General features: G+C 68.1%; 13 protein-coding genes. 11 read left to right on the top strand and 2 right to left on the bottom strand.

All coding sequences use genetic code 11. The features are described from left to right. The first annotated feature begins 92 nt into the window (after positions 1–92). On the top strand, positions 93–1577 hold the full coding sequence (locus tag R5H29_RS14760) for an AAA family ATPase (RefSeq protein ID WP_332329364.1): 1485 nt from the start codon (positions 93–95) through the stop codon (positions 1575–1577). A 576-nt stretch (positions 1578–2153) separates the two neighbouring features. Here the strand turns inward: R5H29_RS14760 and R5H29_RS14765 are convergent. Further along, positions 2154–2789 carry a type IV pilus biogenesis/stability protein PilW gene (locus R5H29_RS14765; RefSeq protein WP_019661950.1) on the bottom strand — a complete coding sequence of 212 codons (636 nt, stop codon included), beginning with the start codon at positions 2787–2789 and terminating at the stop codon, positions 2154–2156. A 171-nt stretch (positions 2790–2960) separates the two neighbouring features. Between R5H29_RS14765 and R5H29_RS14770 the strand changes: the two genes are divergently transcribed. Beyond that, entirely contained in the window at positions 2961–6647 is a 3687-nt protein-coding gene (locus R5H29_RS14770; protein ID WP_332329365.1) for an indolepyruvate ferredoxin oxidoreductase family protein, read from the top strand. Between the two features lie 85 nt (positions 6648–6732). Here the strand turns inward: R5H29_RS14770 and R5H29_RS14775 are convergent, their stop codons facing one another. Next, complete coding sequence (locus tag R5H29_RS14775; protein ID WP_019661952.1) at positions 6733–7347, bottom strand: DUF938 domain-containing protein; 615 nt, start codon at positions 7345–7347, stop codon at positions 6733–6735. 747 nt (positions 7348–8094) lie between these two features. Between R5H29_RS14775 and R5H29_RS14780 the strand changes: the two genes are divergently transcribed. From R5H29_RS14780 to R5H29_RS14820, 9 genes are read left to right on the top strand one after another with little or no spacing between them, the layout of a single operon-like run. Then, a complete protein-coding gene (locus R5H29_RS14780) occupies positions 8095–9726 on the top strand; it encodes a TldD/PmbA family protein (RefSeq protein WP_180877373.1) in 1632 nt (543 codons plus the stop codon). A 30-nt stretch (positions 9727–9756) separates the two neighbouring features. Then, on the top strand, positions 9757–11391 hold the full coding sequence (locus tag R5H29_RS14785; protein WP_332329366.1) for a TldD/PmbA family protein: 1635 nt from the start codon (positions 9757–9759) through the stop codon (positions 11389–11391). A 21-nt stretch (positions 11392–11412) separates the two neighbouring features. Continuing rightward, positions 11413–12747 carry a TldD/PmbA family protein gene (locus tag R5H29_RS14790; protein ID WP_308305808.1) on the top strand — a complete coding sequence of 445 codons (1335 nt, stop codon included), beginning with the start codon at positions 11413–11415 and terminating at the stop codon, positions 12745–12747. Next, positions 12747–13454, top strand: a complete 708-nt coding sequence (locus tag R5H29_RS14795) for a DUF4159 domain-containing protein (protein WP_019661956.1) — start codon at positions 12747–12749, stop codon at positions 13452–13454. The genes R5H29_RS14790 and R5H29_RS14795 overlap by 1 nt, the downstream gene beginning before the upstream one ends. A gap of 16 nt (positions 13455–13470) precedes the next feature. Beyond that, on the top strand, positions 13471–14454 hold the full coding sequence (locus R5H29_RS14800) for a MoxR family ATPase (protein ID WP_019661957.1): 984 nt from the start codon (positions 13471–13473) through the stop codon (positions 14452–14454). Between the two features lie 7 nt (positions 14455–14461). Continuing rightward, positions 14462–15358, top strand: a complete 897-nt coding sequence (locus R5H29_RS14805; protein ID WP_332329367.1) for a DUF58 domain-containing protein — start codon at positions 14462–14464, stop codon at positions 15356–15358. After that, positions 15355–16476 carry a BatA domain-containing protein gene (locus R5H29_RS14810; protein WP_155028763.1) on the top strand — a complete coding sequence of 374 codons (1122 nt, stop codon included), beginning with the start codon at positions 15355–15357 and terminating at the stop codon, positions 16474–16476. Before R5H29_RS14805 ends, R5H29_RS14810 begins: the two co-directional genes overlap by 4 nt. After that, the gene (locus R5H29_RS14815; RefSeq protein ID WP_155028762.1) at positions 16473–18635 is read left to right on the top strand and encodes a hypothetical protein; all 2163 of its coding nucleotides are present in this window, start codon (positions 16473–16475) and stop codon (positions 18633–18635) included. Before R5H29_RS14810 ends, R5H29_RS14815 begins: the two co-directional genes overlap by 4 nt. Beyond that, positions 18632–20440, top strand: coding sequence for a hypothetical protein (locus R5H29_RS14820; RefSeq protein ID WP_155028761.1), 1809 nt, complete (start codon positions 18632–18634; stop codon positions 20438–20440). Before R5H29_RS14815 ends, R5H29_RS14820 begins: the two co-directional genes overlap by 4 nt. The last annotated feature ends 42 nt before the right edge of the window (positions 20441–20482 follow it).

Consider the following 20482-nt stretch of genomic DNA (forward strand, 5'->3'; position numbering starts at 1 on the left):
CGTACACCGGCGATGGTGACGGGAGGTAGCGTCGTGCTGAACCAGCGGCCATCGCCTTTGCTATCGTGGCGCTCCCGAAGGATCGAACCGGCATGAGCGAACTGCAGGACCTGAGCGCGTTGATCCGCGCCAATACCCCACTGATCGTGATCGAGACCCAGGACGAGGGTCGCATCGTCGAGCTGTTCCGGCAGACGCTGATGCACGTATGGCGGGCGCTGCACCGCTGGTCGATCACCGAGGGCCTGCGCCGCATCGACCTGGACAGTGAAGACCCGCCGGTCGGGCCACCCGATGCCAGCGCGGCCCTGCAGATGATCCGCCAGGCCGACCAGCGCGGGGTCTACCTGCTGCTCGATTTCCACCCGTACCTGGGCTATGCCAGCCATCAGCGCGCCCTGCGCGACCTGATCCAGCGCCGCCACAGCGAGCCGCATGTGCTGGTGCTGATCGGTGCCAAGGTGGAGCTGCCGGCCGAGCTGGAAGCGTTGGCGGTGCGCTTCAACCCGCGCCTGCCTGATGCCAACGCCCTGTTGAAGATGCTGCGCGAAGAGGCCGACGCCTATGCGCGCGAGCACGGCGGCCGCCGGGTCGAAGTCGACAGCGAGGCGGTGAAGAAGATCCTGAAGAACCTGCAGGGCCTGAGCCTGGTCGATGCCCGGCGCATCGCGCGCCAGCTGATCTACGCCGATGGCGCGCTGCGCGACGACGACCTGCCGCAGCTGGCACGGCTGAAGTTCGAGCTGCTCAACCGCAGCGGCCACCTGTTCTTCGAGCATGACAGCGCGCGCTTCGGCGATGTGGCCGGCGCCAACCGGCTCAAGCGCTGGATCAACCAGCGGCGCGTGGCCTTCATCGCCGGCTCGGCGCCGGCCGGGCTGGACCCGCCGCGCGGCATGCTGCTGCTGGGCGTGCAGGGCTGCGGCAAGTCGATGCTGGCCAAGGCCACCGCCGCCGGCTTCGGTGTACCGCTGCTGCGCCTGGACGTGGGCGCGCTGTACAACAAGTACCACGGCGAGACCGAGGCCAACCTGCGCCAGGCACTGGCCTCGGCCGAGCAGCTGGCACCCTGCGTGCTGTGGATGGACGAGATCGAGAAGGGCCTGGCCAGTGGTGGCGAGGACGGTGGCGTATCACGCCGTGTACTCGGCTACCTGCTGACCTGGATGGCCGAGCGCAAGGCGCCGGTGTTCATCGTCGCCACCGCCAACCAGGTGCGCGAGCTGCCGGCCGAGCTGCTGCGCAAGGGCCGCTTCGACGAGATCTTCTTCGTTGACCTGCCTTCGCCTGACGTGCGCGTGGAACTGCTGCGGCTGCACCTGGGCCGGCGCCAGCTCAATGGCGACGACTTCGCGCTGCCGGCGCTGGCGGCCGCGGCCAATGGTTTCTCCGGCGCGGAGATCGAGCAGGCGATCGTGGCCGGGCTGTATGCAGCGCACGCCGAAGGCCGGCCGCTGGACACCGAGCTGCTGATGACCGAGATCCGCGCCACGCGGCCGCTGTCGGTGCTGATGGCCGAGCAGGTGGAGGCACTACGGGCGTGGGCGTCGGGGCGCACGGTTTCCGCGGACGACTGAGGTTTCCCGCGAACGGCGCAGCCCCTCGTGGTTGTTCGCTGAAGGCGAATGCCGGGTGGGGCCGGGCGGGCAGGCCGCGCAGGGGACGCTGCAAGTACGTCCATGTAAGCTCGATCGCCGCATCCATGCGGCTCACGCCCCTGCGCAGCCTGCCCGCCCGGCCTCTGACAGTTTCCGTTGGCGATCAGCCACGTAGAAGAAAGAAGAAGAGCACAAGCAAAAGCGCTTGGCCGGCCGCTCTTTGTAGAGCCGAGCCCACGCTCGGCTGCATTTCGATCAGATATCGAATAGTCGATTCCGATACAGATTCATCCACGCATGACGTGGATCTACCGTGTCGACCAAGGTCGACACCTACCAGCAGCAGGGAACTGTCGGAGGCGGGGCGGTGTGGGTTGGCAGGTCCGTTGGCGCCATGGATGGCGCCATCGAGCCCCCATGGACGGGTTTACGGCGTGTCCTGCCAACCCACACCGCCCCGCCATCCCACGGATTGCCCGCTGTTGCTGTTGCTGTTGCTTCGGCTCTGGCTGTCGCCTCTGCGGGTGCCGGGTGCAACCCGGCCGAACCCCTCCCTCAGGGCCAGGCAGGCGGTGCGGCCGCCCAGGCCTGCTGCACTTCGGCCAGCGACGCACGCTCATCCTCGCGCCACTGCGGCAGCAGCTGCGCATAGTTGGCCGTGGTATTCCACTGCGTCGGCTCGGTGCGTACCGCAGCCGCATACCACTGCACCGCCTCCTGCTTCTGCCCCATCCGCCACAATGCCAGCGCATAGGTCGGCGGCACCCAGCTCGGCTTGGTACGCGCATTGGCGGCCGAGGCCAGCCACTGTTCCAGCGCCGCCTCTGGCTTGCCCTGGCGCAGCAGGTCCCAGCCGTAGTTCCAGCGCACGCTGCGGCCACTGCTGCTCTGTGCCGGGGCCTCTTTCATCGCCTCGGCATACAACTGCTCGGCCAGCTCGCCACGGCCCTGCGCACCGGCCACCGAGGCCAGTTGTACCGTGGCCTCGACCGCACGGCGGCCGCGTTCACGCAGCTTGACCAGCTGGGCGACCAGATCATCGCCCCCGCCCTGCACCGCCACCATCGGCGTGGCCGCCGGGTCATTGTCGAAGTAGAACTCCTGTGGTGCCGGCATGGCCGGCGCGGCCCACGCCGTGGCCGCTCCCGAGGCCAGCAGCACGCTGGCCAGGATCTTTCCTGGAACTGACATCCCTTCTCCCCAGGCCGCGACTGCAGCCTCCCTCTCTCTCTCCCCGATCCTAACCCCAGCACCGCCACGGGCGCGAGTGCCGGGGCCTGCGCGGCCCCGCTGCTACAATTCGCGCCTTTCCCGCTGCGTGCGTGCACGCGGCCGGTGCCAGCCGATCCTACCGGGCCAGCCATGACCAGTACCGCGCAACTCACTTCGCCCTCTTCCGCCGACCTGCTCGACCGTGACTACACGCTCGACCACAAGTACACCCGCAACGAGGGGCGGATCTACCTGAGTGGCGTGCAGGCGCTGGTGCGGCTGCCGCTGATGCAGCGCCTGCGCGATGCCGCCGAAGGCATCGACAGCGCCGGCTTCGTCAGCGGCTATCGTGGCAGCCCGCTGGGTGGCTTCGACCTGGAACTGTGGCGCGCGCGCAAGCATCTTGAAGCGGCGAAGGTGAAGTTCACCCCGGGCCTGAACGAGGACCTGGGCGCCACCATGGTGTGGGGCACGCAGCAGACCAACCTGTTCCCCGGCGCCAACGTGCAGGGCGTGTTCGGCATGTGGTACGGCAAGGGCCCTGGCGTGGACCGCTGCGGCGACGTGTTCAAGCATGCCAATGCCGCCGGCACCTCGCGCTACGGCGGCGTGCTGGCGCTGGCCGCCGATGACCATGCCTGCCGCAGTTCGACCCTGCCGCACGGCAGCGAAGACGAATTCGTCAGCGCGATGATGCCGGTTCTCAACCCCGCCGGCGTGCAGGACATCCTCGACATGGGCCTGCTGGGCTGGGCGATGAGCCGTTACACCGGCCGCTGGGTCGGCTTCAAGACCATTGCCGAGACGGTGGAATCGTCGGCCTCGGTGCAGGTCGATCCGATGGCGCGCCGCATCGTGCTGCCGGGAGACTTCGAAATGCCCCCGGGTGGCCTCAACATCCGCTGGCCGGACCCGCCGCTGGACCAGGAGATGCGCCTGCACCGCTATGCGGTGAAGGCCGCACAGGCGTTCGCCCGCGCCAACGGCATCGACAAGGTGGTGATGGACGCGCCGCGCGCGCGGCTGGGCATCGTCACCACCGGCAAGAGCTATCTGGACGTGCTGCAGGCGCTGGAATACCTTGGCCTGGATGAAGCCGCGTGCGCCGACATCGGCATCCGCGTGTACAAGGTCGGCATGACCTGGCCGCTGGAACCGCAGGGCATCGCGCGCTTCGCACAGGGCCTGGAAGACATCATCGTGGTGGAGGAGAAGCGTGCCTTCATCGAGCGCCAGATGAAGGAACAGTTCTTCAACTGGCCGGCCAGCTGGGGCCACCGCCCGTCCATCGTCGGCAAGTACGATGAAAGCGGCGAATGGATCCTGCCGTCCACCGGTGAACTGACCCCGGCCACCATCGCCGGCGTGATCGGTCGCCGCATCCAGAAGTTCTTCAACAACGAGTCGATTGAGCAGCGCCTGCAGTGGATGCAGGAAAAGGAAGCCGAGCTTGCGCTGCCGCGCGCCAGCTTCCCGCGCGTGCCGCACTACTGCTCAGGCTGCCCGCACAACACCTCCACCCAGGTGCCGGAAGGTTCACGTGCGCTGGCTGGCATCGGTTGCCATTACATGGTGACCTGGATGGACCGCAGCACCGACACCTTCACCCACATGGGCGGCGAAGGCGTGACCTGGGCCGGGCAGGCGCCGTTCACCGACACCCCGCACGTGTTCCAGAACCTGGGCGACGGCACCTATTTCCACAGCGGCTCGCTGGCGATCCGCCAGGCGGTCGCCGCCGGCGTCAACATCACCTACAAGATCCTCTACAACGATGCGGTGGCGATGACCGGCGGCCAGCCGGTGGACGGCCCGCTGAGCGTGCCGGACATCGCAAAGCAGATGCGCGCCGAAGGCATCCACACCATCATGGTGCTGTCGGACAACATCGGCAAGTGGACCGGCCAGCGCGAACACTTCCCCAGCGACGTGGAGTTCCACGACCGCAGCGAACTGGAGGAGGTGCAGAAGCGCCTGCGCGAAGTGAAGGGTGTTTCGATCCTGATCTACGAACAGACCTGCGCCACCGAGAAGCGTCGCCGCCGCAAGCGCGGCAAGCTGGAAGATCCGCAGAAGCGGGTGCTGATCAATTCGCTGGTCTGCGAAGGCTGCGGCGACTGCGGCAAGAAGAGCTTCTGCGTGTCGGTGCTGCCGAAGGAAACCGAGTTCGGGCGCAAGCGCGAGATCGACCAGTCCAACTGCAACAAGGACTATTCCTGCGTGAACGGCTTCTGCCCGAGCTTCGTCACCGTGCACGGTGGCCAGCCGCGCAAGGGCAGCAAGCGCGATGCCTCCACGCTGCTGGACAACCTGCCGGCGCCGACGATCCGCGGCACGCTTGAGCAGCCCTGGAACATCCTGATCACCGGCGTCGGCGGTACCGGCGTGGTGACCATTGGCGCGCTGCTGGGCATGGCCGGCCACCTGGAGGGCAAGGGCGCGACCGTGCTCGACCAGACCGGCCTGGCGCAGAAGGGTGGCGCGGTGACCACGCACATCCGCATCGCACGCCGCCCGGATGACATCCACGCCGTGCGCATCGCCGCCGGTGAAGCCGACCTGGTGCTGGGCTGCGACATGGTGGTGGTCAACGACTACTGGGCGCTGTCGAAGGTGCGTGCCGGCCGTTCGCAGGTGGTGCTGAACACCTACGAAGCGATGCCGGGTACCTTCACCACCCGCCCGGACATGCAGTTCCCCGCCGCCGACATCATCGCCGGTGTGCGCGTGGCACTGGGCGGCCAGGAGCCGTTGCTGCTGGATGCCACCCAGCTGGCCACCGCGCTGCTGGGCGATGCCATCGCCGCCAACCTGTTCATCCTCGGCTACGCCTGGCAGCAGGGCCTGGTGCCGCTGTCGTTCGAGTCGCTGATGCGCGCCATCGAGCTCAATGGCGCTGCGGTGGCCATGAACCAGCAGGCCTTCGCCTGGGGCCGCCTGGCCGCGGTCGATCCGCAGGCCGTGCAGCAGGCCGCCGGCCTGGTGCGCAACCGCCACACCGATACCGAATCCACCCCGGGCCCGCTGCATCCGCTGCCGCCGGGCGAATGGGAGGGCAACGAATGGGGCGCCACCGCTGCACCGCGCAACACCGGCGACGAACGCGAGCTGCGCGGCCTGCCCTCGCACGGTGGCGACGTGGCATTCCTGCCGCTGGACGACGCGCGCCTGTCGCGCTCGCTGGATGAAATGATCGAGCGCCGCGCCGCCTTCCTGGTCGAGTACCAGGATGCTGCCTACGCCACGCGTTACCGTGATCTGGTGGCACGCGTGCGCGCTACCGAAGCCGAGCGTATCGGCGGCTCCACCGCGTTGACCGAGACGGTGGCCCGCTACCTGTTCAAGCTGATGGCCTACAAGGACGAGTACGAAGTGGCCCGCCTGTACACCAGCGGCGACTTCCAGCGACGCCTGCAGCAGCAGTTCGAGGGCGACTATCAGCTGCGCTTCCACCTGGCGCCGCCGCTGTTCGCCAGGAAGGACGAGCAGGGCCGGTTGCTGAAGAAGGAATACGGCCCGTGGATGTTCAAGGCGTTTGGCTTGCTGGCGAAGCTGAAGTTCCTGCGTGGCGGCCGCTTCGACGTGTTCGGCCGCACCGAAGAGCGGCGCATGGAGCGCAAGCTGATCAGTGATTACGAGGCCACTGTGCAGGTGCTGCTGGATGGCCTGGATGACGACCGCCTGGCGCTGGCGGTGGAGATCGCCAGCATTCCCGAACACATCCGCGGCTTCGGCCACGTCAAGGAAGCGCATTTCGAGCAGGCCAAGGCGCGCGAAGCGGCCCTGCTGGCGCAGTGGCGCAATCCGAAGGCGCTGCATATCGTGCAGGTGGCTTGATGGTAGTGCCGGCCGCTGGCCGGCATTCATCCCGGCATTCATCCCGGCAATCGGTTGCCGGCCAGCGGCCGGCACTACCGATGGATTACCCCAGCCGCCACAGCAGCAGGCGATTGTTGGCCGGCATCGCCACATCGCCCAACCGGGTGAATCCGTTGTCGGCCGCCAGCGCCTGCACCGCTTCGCTGTCGCGGATGCCGCTGCGCGGATCACGTGCCTTCAGCCAGGCATCGAACTGCGCATTGCTGTCGCTGGTGTAGCGGCCGCCGTAGTTGAACGGGCCATACACCGCCAGCAGCGCACCGTGGCGCAACAGGGGCGGCAGCGCCGCGAACAATGACTGGACGTGTGCCCAGCTCATGATGTGCAGGGTGTTGGCGCTGAATGCGGCATCGAACGTACTGCCCGGTGCCAGGTTCAGGCCGGGCGCTGGCGGCAGTTCCACCTGCAGCGCTACCGGCGGCAGCAGATTCAGCAATGCCGTTTCGGCACGCCATGCCTCGATGCCTGGCAGGTGGTCCGGATGATCACTGGGCTGCCAGCGCAGCCAGGGCCAGCGCTCGGCAAAGAAGGCCGCATGCTGGCCGGTGCCGCTGCCGATCTCCAGCACCCGGTGGCGGTCGCCCATCCACGGGTCGAGCGCGGCGGCGATGGGTTCGCGGTTGCGTTCGCAGGCTTCTGAATACGGCTTGCTCGACATCAGGACGGGGTCCAGGCGGGGTCGGCCCCATTGTGCACGAGGGGGTGTTGCTCGGCAGGGCGGCGCCCTGCACCCGCCGAAGCAACGGCAACAGCAACAGCGGGCTTCCTGTGGGATTGCGGGGTGGGTCCGGTTGCGGGGGACGCCGTAAATCCGTCCATGGAGGCTCGGTCGCCGCATCCATGCGGCTCACGCCCCCGCAACCGGACCCACCCCGCCTTCGACGGTTTCCTGCGGTCTGTTGGAACGGCTCTTGGGGTCGGATCCGTTTTCCACAGGAAAACGGATCTGACCCCGGATACATTTCGATATCTGACAGATTGTGTCGACCAAGGTCGACACCCACCAACAGCACACGAAATCTGTCGAAGGTGGGGCGGTGTCGGAGTGCGGGGTGTCAGCCGCATGGGCCCGAGGCATGCCTCGGGCGGGTTGGGCAGGACGCCCAATCCCGGTCTTGCCGTGTGCGCAGGAAAGCGCACACGAGCAAGCGGCTGCCAAGCCTCCATGGACGGATTCACGGCGTCCCCGCAATCCGACACCGCCCCACCCACCCACGGAATGCCCGCTTTTGACGTTGACGTTGCCCTGGCTTGAAGCAGGTGCAGGGCTGCACGCCCTGCCGAAACCCCCACCAACCATGACTGCAGTCACTTGCCCGCACGCGCCGCGCTGGCGAAAGTCGAGAAGTTGACGTGATCGGCTCGACCCATTGTCGGCCGCACGCAAGCGAGAGAGAGAAACGCTGTGCAACGACGTGAGTTCCTGGCTTTTTCCGGTCTGGGCCTGGCGGGCCTGCTGCTGCCGCATTCCCGTGCCATCGCCGCCGAGCAGTTGCTGGCCCCGGTCGACACCGCCCAGCGCAGGCGCCTGGCCGAGGTCGCGCTGGCCGCCGCACGCACCGCCAAGGCCAGCTACTGCGATGTCCGCATCGGCCGCTATCTCAACCAGTCGGTCATCACCCGCGAACACCAGGTCGGCAATGTGACCAACCGCGAATCATCCGGTGTGGGCGTGCGGGTGATCGTCAATGGCGCGTGGGGCTTCGCTGCAACCCATCAGCAGACCGAGGCCGCCGTGCGCGCCGCGGTCGAGCAGGCAGCGGCAATCGCCCGCGCCAATGCCGGCATCCAGACCCGGCCGGTACAGCTGGCGCCGACGCCGTCGGTCGGCGAAGTGCGCTGGCAGACGCCAGTGCGGAAGAACGCCATGGCGGTGCCGATCCAGGACAAGGTCGAACTGCTGCTGGCGCTCAACGCCGCCGCGCTGGATGCGGGCGCCGACTACATCAATTCCACGTTGTTCCTGGTCAACGAACAGAAGTACTTCGCCTCCAGCGACGGCTCGTTCATCGACCAGGACATTCACCGCATCTGGCTGCCGTTTACCGCCACCGCCATCGACAAGGCCAGCGGCAGGTTCCGTACCCGCGCCGGCCTCTCCTCGCCGATGGGCATGGGCTACGAGTTCCTCGATGGCGATGCGCGTGGAAAGGTCCAGCTGCCCGGCGGCATCACCGCCTACCGCGATTCCTACGACCCGGTCGAAGACGCCATCGCCGCCGCCCGCCACGCGCGCGAGAAACTGAAGGCGCCGTCGGTGAAGCCGGGCAAGTACGACCTGGTGCTGGACCCGTCCAACCTGTTCCTGACCATCCACGAGAACGTCGGCCACCCGTTGGAGCTGGACCGCGTGCTCGGCTACGAAGCCAACTACGCCGGTACCAGCTTCGCCACGCTGGACAAGCGCGATGCCGGCTTCCGCTGGGGCAGCGACATCGTCACTTTCTTCGCCGACAAGACCCAGCCGGGCAGCCTCGGCGCCGTCGGCTACGACGATGAAGGGGTGAAGACGCAGCGCTGGGACCTCGTACGCGACGGTATCCTGGTTGACTACCAGGCCACCCGCGACGAGGCCCATATCCTCGGCCGCGATGCATCGCACGGCTGCAGCTACGCCGATTCCTGGTCCAGCGTGCAGTTCCAGCGCATGGCCAATGTCTCTCTGGCACCGGGCAAGCTGCGGCTCAGTGTCGAGGACATGATCAAGGACGTGGAAAACGGCATCTGGATCCACGGCCGCGGTTCGTATTCGATCGACCAGCAGCGCTACAACGCGCAGTTCGGCGGCCAGCTGTACTACCAGATCAAGGACGGGAAGATTGCCGGCATGGTTGAGGATGCGGCCTACCAGATCCGCACGCCGGAATTCTGGAATGCCTGCACCGCCATCTGCGATGAACGCGACTTCCGCCTGGGCGGTTCGTTCTTCGATGGCAAGGGCCAGCCCGGCCAGGTCTCGGCGGTCTCGCACGGTTCGTCCACCACCCGCTTCAACGGCATCAACATCATCAACACCGCGCGCAGTCTCGGCGCTTGAGCCACCCATCCTTCGACATGGAGAGCAGCCTTGCAAAGACGTGACTTCCTGGCCCTGACCGGGCTTACCGCGGGCGGGCTGATCGTGCCCTCCTTCTTCGGCAAGGTGATCGCCGCCGAGCAGCTGCAGTCCAGCCTGGACCCGGCGCTGAAGAAGCGCCTGGCCGACGCTGCGTTGCAGGCCGCACGCAGCGCCGGCGCCACCTACTGCGACGTGCGCATCGGCCGCTACCTGCGGCAGTTCGTGATCACCCGCGAAGACAAGGTGCAGAACGTGGTGAACACCGAGTCCACCGGGGTGGGCATACGCGTGATCGTCAACGGCGCCTGGGGCTTTGCCGCCACCAATGCGCTGGGTACCGCCGATGTGGCCAGGGCGGCGCAGCAGGCCGCGGCGATCGCCAAGGCCAATGCTGGCGTGCAGACCGCGCCGGTGCAGCTGGCCAAGGCGCCGGGCGTGGGTGAGGTGAGCTGGCGCACGCCGATCCGCAAGAATGCGATGGAGGTGCCGATCAAGGAAAAGGTCGATCTGCTGCTGGACGTCAACGCCGCGGCGATGGGCGCCGGCGCCAGCTTCGTCAATTCGATGCTGTTCCTGGTGAACGAGCAGAAGTACTTCGCCTCCACCGACGGCTCCTACATCGACCAGGACGTGCACCGCATCTGGGCGCCGATGACGGTCACCGCCATCGACAAGTCCAGCGGCAAGTTCCGCACCCGCGAGGGCCTGTCCTCGCCGATGGGGCTGGGCTACGAGTACCTGGACGGTGCGGCTGCCGGCAAGGTGGTCAGCCCGAATGGCGTGGTGAACTACAGTTCTTCCTACAACATGAAGGAAGACGCCATCGCCGCCGCCAAGCAGGCGCAGGAGAAGCTGAAGGCACCGTCGGTGAAGCCGGGCAAGTACGATCTGGTGCTCGACCCGTCACACACCTGGCTGACCATCCACGAGTCGATCGGCCACCCGCTGGAGCTGGACCGTGTGCTCGGCTACGAAGCCAACTACGCCGGCACCAGCTTCGCCACCCTGGACAAGCGCGAGCAGCAGTTCCAGTACGGCAGCGAGCTGGTCAACATCTTCGCCGACAAGACCCAGCCGGGCAGCCTGGGCGCGGTGGCGTACGACGATGAAGGCGTGAAGTGCAAGCGCTGGGACCTGATCAGCAACGGCAAGCTGGTGGATTACCAGACCATCCGCGACCAGGCCCACATCCTCGGCAAGAGCGAGTCCGACGGCTGCTGCTATGCCGACTCGTGGTCCAGCGTGCAGTTCCAGCGCATGGCCAACGTGTCGATGGCACCGGGCAAGAAGCCGCTGAGCGTGCCCGACCTGATCAAGGACGTGGAGAACGGCATCTACATCATCGGTGACGGTTCGTTCTCGATCGACCAGCAGCGCTACAACGCGCAGTTCGGCGGCCAGCTGTTCTACGAGATCAAGAACGGCCAGATCACCCGCATGCTGGAAGACGTGGCCTACCAGATCCGCACGCCGGAGTTCTGGAATGCCTGCACCGCCGTGGCCGACGAGCGCGACTACCGCCTGGGCGGTTCGTTCTTCGACGGCAAGGGCCAGCCGGGCCAGGTCTCGGCGGTCTCGCACGGTTCGTCCACCGCGCGCTTCAACGGCATCAACGTCATCAACACCGCACGCAGCCTCGGCTGATCGGTCAGGAGCCCTTACACCATGAGTATCTTCACCGAAGCCCAGGCCAAGGCCATCCTCGACAAGGTCATCGCCCTGTCCAAGGCCGACGAGTGCACCGCCGTGCTGTCCGGCGCGATCAGCGGCAACATCCGTTTCGCGCTGAACAATGTCTCCACCAGCGGCATCGTCGACAACACCGAGCTGGCGGTCACCGTCGCCTTCGGCAAGCGCGTCGGCACCGCCTCGATCAACGAGTTCGACGACGCCGCGCTGGAACGCGTGGTGCGCCGTGCTGAAGACCTGGCGCGCCTGGCCCCGGAGAACCCGGAGTTCATGCCGGCCATCGGCAAGCAGAGCTACCGTCCCAGCCCGACCTTCAGCGAATCCACCGCCGCGATCGATCCGGCCTTCCGCGCGAAGGTCGCCGCCGATTCGATCGCCCCGTGCCGTGGCAACGGGCTCATTGCCGCCGGCTTCCTCGAGGACGGCCAGGGCTTCCAGGCGACCGCCAACAGCAACGGCAACTTCGCCTACCAGCGCACCACCAACTTCGATTACACCTGCACCGTGCGTACCGAAGATGGCCGCGGTTCGGGTTGGGTCGGCCGCAACCTGAAGGATGCCGCCGACTTCAAGGCCGACCAGGACATCCGCATCGCCATGCGCAAGGCCACCGAATCGGCCGAAGCCAAGGCGCTGGAACCGGGCAAGTACACGGTGATCCTGGAGCCGGCCGCGGCGGCAGGCCTGATCAGCTTCATGATGAACTTCTTCAGCGCACGCTCGGCCGATGAAGGCCGCAGCTTCCTGTCAAAAAAGGGTGGCGGCAACAAGCTGGGCGAGCAGGTCTACGACCCGCGCGTGACCATGATCGCCGACCCGTGGCATCCGGAGGCGCCGGTGCTGCCGTGGGACAACGAAGGCCTGCCGCGCGAACGCATGGCGATCATCGAGAACGGCAGGATCGCCAACCTGGACTACTCGCGATTCTGGGCGCAGAAGCAGGGCAAGACCGCCAAGGCCTCACCGGGCAACCTGCTGATGAGCGGTGGCGACAAGAGCACCGCCGAGCTGGTACGCGGCACCCAGAAGGGTATCCTGGTCACCCGCACGTGGTACATCCGCATGGTCGATCCGCAGACCGTGCTGCTGACCGGCCTGACCCGCGACGGCACCTTCTACATCGAGAACGGCCAGATCAAGCATCCGGTGAAGAACTTCCGCTTCAACGAGTCGCCGGTGATCATGCTCAACAACATCGAAGAGCTGGGCAAGCCGGTGCGGGTGGCCGGTGATGAATCCAGCTACGTGATGATGATCCCGCCGATGAAGCTGCGCGATTTCACCTTCACCTCGCTGTCCGACGCGGTCTGATGGATCGCCGGGCCTGCCTGCGCTGGTTGGCCGCTGCCGCTTCGGCGGCGGCGCTGCCAGCCTGGGCACAGGCAGGCCCGCGCAGTTCGCGCTATGACTTCTGGTTCACCCGCCTGCAGTACGACTCCGGTGACTGGGACGTGGACGCGCGCATGCCATCCAACCTGATCACCTCGCTGATCGACTACACCTCGCTGCGCGTGGACCCGCAGGAGCACGTGGTGGCACTGGCCGACCCGCGCATGCTGGAAGCGCCGTTCTGCTACCTGGCCGGCCACACGCTGGTGGAGTTCAATGCCGCCGAGCGGCAGAACTTCGTGCGCTATGTGCGCAATGGCGGCTTCGTCTTCGTGGACGACTGCAACCACGACATCGATGGCCTGTTCGCCACCTCGTTCGAGGCGCAGATGGGTCGCCTGTTCGGCCCGAAGGCACTGCAGAAGCTGCCCAACAGCCACCCGCTGTACCGCAGCTTCTTCCGCTTCCCCGACGGCCCGCCCGCCACCAGTTTCGAACTCAACGGCTGGGGCGACGACCTGGTGCACGACTACCTGAAGGGCATCGAGGTCGATGGCCGCCTGGGGCTGCTCTACAGCAACAAGGACTACGGCTGCGAGTGGGACTACGACTGGCGCAACAAGCGTTTCCTGGCCGAAGACAACACCCGCTTCGGCGTCAACATCGTGATGTACGCGTTGAACAACTGATAGGACCTGCACGCCCATGACCTCCCCCGACCTCGATTCCCTGCTGCCGCGCCTGGATGCGCTGCGCGCCGCGCTTGCACGCGCAGTGGTGGGCCAGAACACCGTGGTCGAGCAGCTGCTGATCGGCCTGCTGGCCGGCGGCCACTGCCTGCTGGAAGGCGCGCCCGGGCTCGGCAAGACCCTGCTGGTGCGCTCGCTCGGGCAGGCGCTGGAGCTGCAGTTCCGGCGCGTGCAGTTCACCCCCGACCTGATGCCCAGCGACATCCTCGGCACCGAGCTGCTGGAAGAAGACCACGGCACCGGCCATCGCCATTTCCGCTTCCAGCAGGGCCCGATCTTCACCCACCTGCTGCTGGCCGACGAACTCAACCGTACCCCGCCCAAGACCCAGGCCGCACTGCTGGAAGCGATGCAGGAGCGCACGGTCAGCTACGCCGGCACCACCTACGCGCTGCCCGCGCCGTTCTTCGTGCTGGCCACGCAGAACCCGATCGAGCAGGCCGGCACCTACCCGCTGCCGGAGGCACAGCTGGACCGCTTTCTGCTGCACGTGCTGGTGGATTACCCCAGCGAAGACGAGGAGCGGCAGATCCTGGAACAGACCACCGGCGGTACCACCGACGCGGTGCCGAAGGTGATGGATGCCGAAGCGGTGACCGCACTGCAGGCGGCCGTGCGCCAGGTGCATGTCAGCCCCGATGTGCTGGCCTGGATCACCCGCCTGGTGCGTGCCAGCCGGCCGGGCGAAGGCGCACCGGCAGCGATCAACCAGTGGGTGAAGTGGGGCGCCGGTCCGCGCGCCGGCCAGTCGCTGGTGCTCGCGGCAAAAGCGCGCGCACTGCTGCAGGGCCGCTTCGCCGCCACCCGCGAGGACGTGCAGGTACTGGCCGCACCGGTGATGCGCCATCGCCTGCTGCTGTCGTTCGCCGCCGAAGCCGAGCAGAAGCGTGCCGACGACGTGGTCGCTGCCCTGCTGCAGGCCGTGCCGTTCCCGGGTTGAGCCACGCGTGAACGCCGGTACCCCGCTGACCTTGCCACCGGACTTGCGTGCGCGCCTGCGCCTGCTGCGGCTGCGGCCGCGCCTGGCCAGCGGTGCCAGTGGCATCGGCCAGCACGCCAGCCGCAGCCGCGGTGCCGGCCTCGAGTTCGCCCAGTACCGTGCCTACGAGCCGGGAGACGAACTGCGCCAGATCGACTGGAAGCTATACGCCCGCTCGGATCGCTTCTTCGTGCGCGAGTCCGAACGCGAAAGCCCGATCACGGTCTGGCTGTTGCTCGATGCCACCGCCTCGGCCGGCCAGGCCGATCGCGCGGCACCGCAGCGCACGCGCCTGGACCACATGCGCGGCGTGGCCGCCTGCGTGGTGGAACTGGCGCTGCAGCAGGGCGACCGTTTCGGCCTGCTGGCGATCAATGGCGATGGCCTGCGGCTGGTTCCCGCGGCGAACGGCGCACGCCAGCGTGATCGCGTGCATCTGCAACTGCATGCCTTGCAGGCGCGCGGCGCCTGGCCCGCGCCTGATCGCCTGCGCCCGCTGTGGGAACGCGTGCGCCCGGGCGACCTGCTGCTGGCAATCGGTGATGGCTTCGACGACGCCGGCATCGTGTTGCTCGAACAGCTGGCCAGCGCACGCCGCGAAGTGGCACTGCTGCAGATCCTGACCGCCGACGAGCGCGACTTCCCGTTCGACGCCGGCCACCGCTTCCGCGACCCGGAGACCGGCGAGGAACTGCTGGGCGACGGCGCGGCGATCCGCGCCGATTACCTGCAGCGCTTCGCTGACGCACGCAGCGCATTACGTGCGCGCCTGCAGGCCAGCGGCATCGCCAGTGCCACCGGCTGGCTCGACCAACCGTTGGACCAGCCGCTGCAGGCGCTGTTCGGCCGTGGGGGCGCTGCATGACCCTGCTGTTCCCGCTCGGCCTGGCCGCTCTCGCCGCAGGGCTGCTGCCGCTGCTGATCCACCTGGCCCGGCGCCATCCGTACACGCCACTGGATTTCGCTGCACTGCGCTGGCTGCGTGCACAGATCCGGCCGCGCCAGCGCATCCGCTTCGATGACTGGCCGTTGCTTCTGGTGCGGCTGCTGTTGCTGGCTGCATTGGCCTTTCTGCTGGCACGACCTGCGTTGACCGGCCCTGCCCCTGTCCCCGCTGCCTGGACGGTAGTGGCACCTGGGATGGACGCCGCCGCACTGCGCGGCACCGCCGAAGAGGGCAACTGGCATTGGCTGGCACCTGGCTTCCCCGCCATCGATCAGGCACCACCGGCATCCAGCGCATCCCTGCCCAGCCTGTTGCGCGAACTGGACGCACAGCTGCCCGCGGGCACCGCGTTGACCGTGCACGTTCCCGATCCCCTGCCCGGCCTGGATGGCGCCCGCCTGCAGCTGTCGCGCGACGTGCAATGGCACACGCAGCCGATGCCGGTCACACCGCCGCAGACTGCAGCGGCATTGCCGCAGCTGCGCGCGCACGGCGGGGCATCCGCCACTGCCCAGCACTGGTTGAACGCACTGCGGCGCGCGTGGGGCGTGCAGGCAACGCTCGCTCCGCTGTCGGTGGATGCCCTGCCCGAACGCGGCGAGATCGGCGTGTGGAGCCGCAGCGATGCACTGCCGGCGAACTGGCAGGCGTGGCTGCGCGACGGCGGTCGTGTCATCACCGCCGGCAAGCCCGCTGCCGACGCCCGCATCCTGCTGCGCGACGCGGAGGGCGCACCGCTGCTGTGGCAACAACGCGTCGGCCACGGCTATCTGCTGGCGCTGCCGGGCGACTGGAATACCACGAGCAACGCCGCGCTGCGCGATCCGAAGTTGCCGCGTGCCCTGCTGCTGGCGCTGCAGCCACCCACGGCTCCGCGCCTGGGCGATGCACGTGACCAGGCACCGCAGCGGGCCGCATTGCCTGCTGCAACACCACCGCTGCGTGAGCCGACGCCTTGGCTGTTGCTGGCTATCGTGCTGCTGTTCGCCCTGGAACGCTGGATGGCCAGCAGCGCCCGCCGCAGGATGGCCGCATGAATACCTTGCAGCACGCCTGGCAACGTGCGCGCCGGCGCCGTGCGCTCATCACCCTGCTGCTGGGCCTGCCATGGGCGCTGGCTGCGGCGGGGCTGGCCCTGCGTCTGGCAGGTTTCGATATCGCCTGCGTCGTCGGTACGATCAGCCTGCTCGCGTGTGCGGGCTTCGCCACTGCGCATGCCCGCCAACTGGACCGGCAGTGGCTGCAACGCCACCTTGATGGCAGCGGTGCCAGCGAGGACAGTGCCGATCTGCTGTTCGCCGATGCCGCCACGCTCAATCCGCTGCAGCAGCGCCAGCGTGCGCATGTGCTGGCCACGCTGGAACGCGCGATGCCGGAGCTGCGTCCACACTGGCCGCCTGGGGCATTGGCGCTGTGCTGGATCGCAGGCCTGGCCATTGTTGTGCTGGCAGTCGGCTGGCCACGTTCGAACCCCGGTTCCGCGCCAGTCCGCACCTCAGCGCCAGGCAGCACGGCCGCCGCAGGCCCGCTACGCCTGCAGTCCGCCCGCCTGCGCATCGACGCACCGGCCTATACCGGCCAGGCCACGCTTACCCAGAATGCGCTGGACGCCAAGGTCGCCGCCGACAGCCGACTGTCCTGGTCGCTGCGCTTCGACCGCGCACCGGACAAGGCATGGCTGCAGTTCCACGATGGTCGCAGGTTGCCGCTGAGCGAGCACGAAGGACAGTGGCAGGCGCAGGATGTGGCACGCGCGCCGGTGCTGTACCGCGTGGTGAGCGAACCGGCACTGGCAGAGACCCGCCTGCATCGGCTGGATGTGGTGGCCGACCGTGCACCCAGCGTGCGCGTACTGGAGCCCACGGCCAGCCTGGTGCTGGGCACGCCGGGGCAACGACAGTGGGCACTGCGCTTCGAAGCCAACGACGATTACGGTGTCGCGGCGCAGGCAACGCTGTCGATCACCACCACCCAGGGCAGCGGGGAGAACATCACCTTCGTGAAGCGCGGCATCACGCTTGCCGGCAGCGGCGAAGCCACCGCGCGACGTTTCGCCCATACCCTGGATCTGGCTGCGCTGGGCGCGCAGCCCGGCAACGATGTGATCGCCCAGCTGGAGGTGCGCGACAATCACGCGCCCACGCCGCAGACCGGGCGCAGCAGCAGTGTGATCCTGCGCCTGCCCAGCGCCGAAGTCGCGCTCGGTGCAGAGCTCGAGGGCCGCATCAAGAAGACCCTGCCTGCGTATTTCCGCAGCCAGCGGCAGATCATCATCGATGCCGAAGCGCTGATCCGGCAGCGACGCAGCCTGGCCGACGAGGACTTCGTGAAGCGCAGCGATGCGATCGGTGTCGACCAGCGCATCCTGCGCCTGCGCTACGGCCAGTTCCTGGGCGAGGAAAGCGAAGGTGCACCGAAGCCACCGCCGACCAGCGACCTGCCCACCAGCGATACGCCGTCCGCCGGCGACCACGACGACGATCACGACCATGGCGCCGAGGCCGGCGCGCACGACGCGCATGACCATGATCACGGCGGCAAGCCGACCAATGCCGATACGCCACCGGTGTTCGGCAGCGACACCGACGTTCTCTCCGAGTATGGCCACACCCACGACCACGCCGAGGCGGCGACCCTGCTCGACCCGCAGACCCGCGCCACGTTGAAGGCCGCGCTTGACCAGATGTGGTCGGCCGAAGGTGAGCTGCGCCAGGGCCGCCCGCAGCAGGCGCTGCCATTTGCCTACAAGGCGCTGGGCTTCATCAAGCAGGTGCAGCAGGCCGAGCGCATCTACCTGGCCCGGATCGGGCCGGAGCTGCCACCCATCGATGAAAGCCGCCGGCTGGGCGGTGATCGCGCCGGACTGGCCAGTCGCGAACTGCCATTGGCCGCGCGCACCCCGCCCGATCCGGCCATCGTTGAAGCCTGGCAGCGCCTCGGTGATGACAACGGCGCACCGGATCTCGATGCGCTCGCGGCCTGGCAGCAGCGCAACGCGGCCTACCTGCCCGATGCATTGGATCTGGCTGCGGCCATCGAGCAGCTGCGCATCGAGCCCGACTGCATCGACTGTCGCCAGCGCCTGCGTGCGCAGCTGTGGCGCGCGCTGCAGCGTCCACTGCCGCAGGCGATGCGGCGCAGTGCGGCCGATGCGATGGGCCAGCGCTACCTCGATGCGCTGGAGGCGCAGCCATGACCGCCACCAGCCTGAACCTGTGGATTGCGCTGGCACTCACTCTGGTCGTGGTCATCGCCAGCGTGCGCCAGTTGCGTGGAAGCACAATGCACCCTGGCCGCCGGTGGAGCGTGATCGCACTGCAGGTCATCGTCGCCACGCTGCTGTACTTCTGCCTGATGCCGCCCACCCGCCAGCAGCCCGCAGGCGGGCTGGTCGTGCTTGGCGTCGATGCCGGCAAGGCCGGCGCACCCCCGGCCAGCGAAGGCCCGCTGTTGCTGTTGCCCGAAGCTGCCGATGTGCCCGGCGCACAGCGCGTTCCCGACCTGGCCACCGCGCTGCGCCAGCATCCGGCCGCCACGCTGACGCTGGTCGGTGCAGGTCTGGCCGCACGTGACCGCGACACGGTGCTGCCGTCGGATGTACGTTGGCAGGCCGCACCGGAGCCGCGCGGCTGGATCGCACTGCAACCACCGGCCGATGTCGCACCCGGTGCCCGCTTTGACGTGCAGGCACAGGCGCGTGGCGTGGCCAAGGCGAAAGCAGAACTGCTCGACCCGGCCGGCAGCGTGGTCGATCGCACGGACGTTGCCGACGACGGCCGCGTGCAGCTGAGCGGCATCGCCCGCGCCGAAGGCCGCAGCGTGTTCAAGCTGCGCCTGCTCGATGCCGACGGCCATGTGGTGGACAGCGTCCCGGTGCCGCAGCAGACCCTGCCGGCCGCACCGCTGCGCCTGCTGGTGCGCGCCAGTGCGCCGGGCCCAGAGCTGAAGTACCTGCGCCGCTGGGCGGCCGATGCCGGCATCCGTGTGCGGGTGCAGGCGGATACCGGGGCCGGACTCAGCATCGGCGATGGCGCGGTGGCGATTGATGCAGCATCGCTCACGCGCAGCGATCTGCTGCTGCTGGACGAGCGCAGCCTCGCGGCATTGAGTGCAGGCCAGCTGGCCACCGTGCGCCAGGCACTGCGCGATGGACTGGGCGTGCTGGTACGCAGTGCGGGCGCACCTTCGGCCAGTGCGCGCCAGCGCCTCCGCGATCTGGGCCTGCCCGTGCAGGGCGATGGCAGCAGCCGCACCCTCGAACTTCCCGCCGATGGCGAAGGCGCGATCCTCGCCGCACGCCGTGGCCCGCTCGCCGCCGGCACATTGCCCACCGGCTACGGCGAAGAGGCCGACCGCAGCTCGCACAGTGCCGCGCTGCCTTCGCTGGAAGCACTGGCGTTGCAGGCGCCGGGCGGCAGCGCACTGCTGCACGATCGAGCTGGCAACGCCATCGGTGGCTGGCGCGCGGTCGGCAAGGGCCGCATCGGCCTGCTGCCCATCACCGACAGCTGGCGTTGGGTGCTGGCCGGGCGCGATGACCGCCACGGCGAACTCTGGAGCGACGCGGTGGCCACGTTGGCACGCGCGCAGGACAGCGCTGATGCACTGTGGTCACCGCAGCCGATCGCCTGGGCAGGTGAACGACAGGCGCTGTGCGGTGTGCAGGCACCACTGCAGGCCTTCAACAAACGCGGCGACGACGTGCCCCTGATCGTCGATGGCACGGCGTCGGCGCTGCGCTGCGCCGGCTGGTGGCCCCGTGAGGCAGGCTGGCAACGCCTGCAGCATGGCGACAGCGTTGTCTGGCGCTACGTGTTCGACCCGAAGGATGCACCGACGCTGCATCGACAGGTGATGATCGATGCGACCACGCGGGCGTTGGCTGCCAGCACGCTGGCAGACGCGTCGGTGGTGCAACCCGTGCCGGGCTCGCGCTGGCCGTGGTGGCTGGCGTTCGTGCTGTGCGCATCATTGCTGTGGTGGCTGGAGCGGCGGCGCTGAGCCTGGGGTCGGATCCCCTTCGTTCGCGAAAGGGCTCCGACC

The sequence above is a fragment of the Stenotrophomonas sp. A3_2 genome (assembly GCF_036624925.1).
GTDB classification, from domain to species: Bacteria; Pseudomonadota; Gammaproteobacteria; order Xanthomonadales; family Xanthomonadaceae; genus Stenotrophomonas; species Stenotrophomonas hibiscicola.

Coding starts and splice junctions, on each gene's coding strand:
- R5H29_RS14800 (WP_019661957.1), top strand. CDS start 13,471: ATGACCTCCCCCGACCTCGATTCCCTGCTGCCGCGCCTGGATGCGCTG.
- R5H29_RS14790 (WP_308305808.1), top strand. CDS start 11,413: ATGAGTATCTTCACCGAAGCCCAGGCCAAGGCCATCCTCGACAAGGTC.
- R5H29_RS14775 (WP_019661952.1), bottom strand. CDS start 7,347: ATGTCGAGCAAGCCGTATTCAGAAGCCTGCGAACGCAACCGCGAACCC.
- R5H29_RS14815 (WP_155028762.1), top strand. CDS start 16,473: ATGAATACCTTGCAGCACGCCTGGCAACGTGCGCGCCGGCGCCGTGCG.
- R5H29_RS14765 (WP_019661950.1), bottom strand. CDS start 2,789: ATGTCAGTTCCAGGAAAGATCCTGGCCAGCGTGCTGCTGGCCTCGGGA.
- R5H29_RS14795 (WP_019661956.1), top strand. CDS start 12,747: ATGGATCGCCGGGCCTGCCTGCGCTGGTTGGCCGCTGCCGCTTCGGCG.
- R5H29_RS14810 (WP_155028763.1), top strand. CDS start 15,355: ATGACCCTGCTGTTCCCGCTCGGCCTGGCCGCTCTCGCCGCAGGGCTG.
- R5H29_RS14770 (WP_332329365.1), top strand. CDS start 2,961: ATGACCAGTACCGCGCAACTCACTTCGCCCTCTTCCGCCGACCTGCTC.
- R5H29_RS14760 (WP_332329364.1), top strand. CDS start 93: ATGAGCGAACTGCAGGACCTGAGCGCGTTGATCCGCGCCAATACCCCA.
- R5H29_RS14820 (WP_155028761.1), top strand. CDS start 18,632: ATGACCGCCACCAGCCTGAACCTGTGGATTGCGCTGGCACTCACTCTG.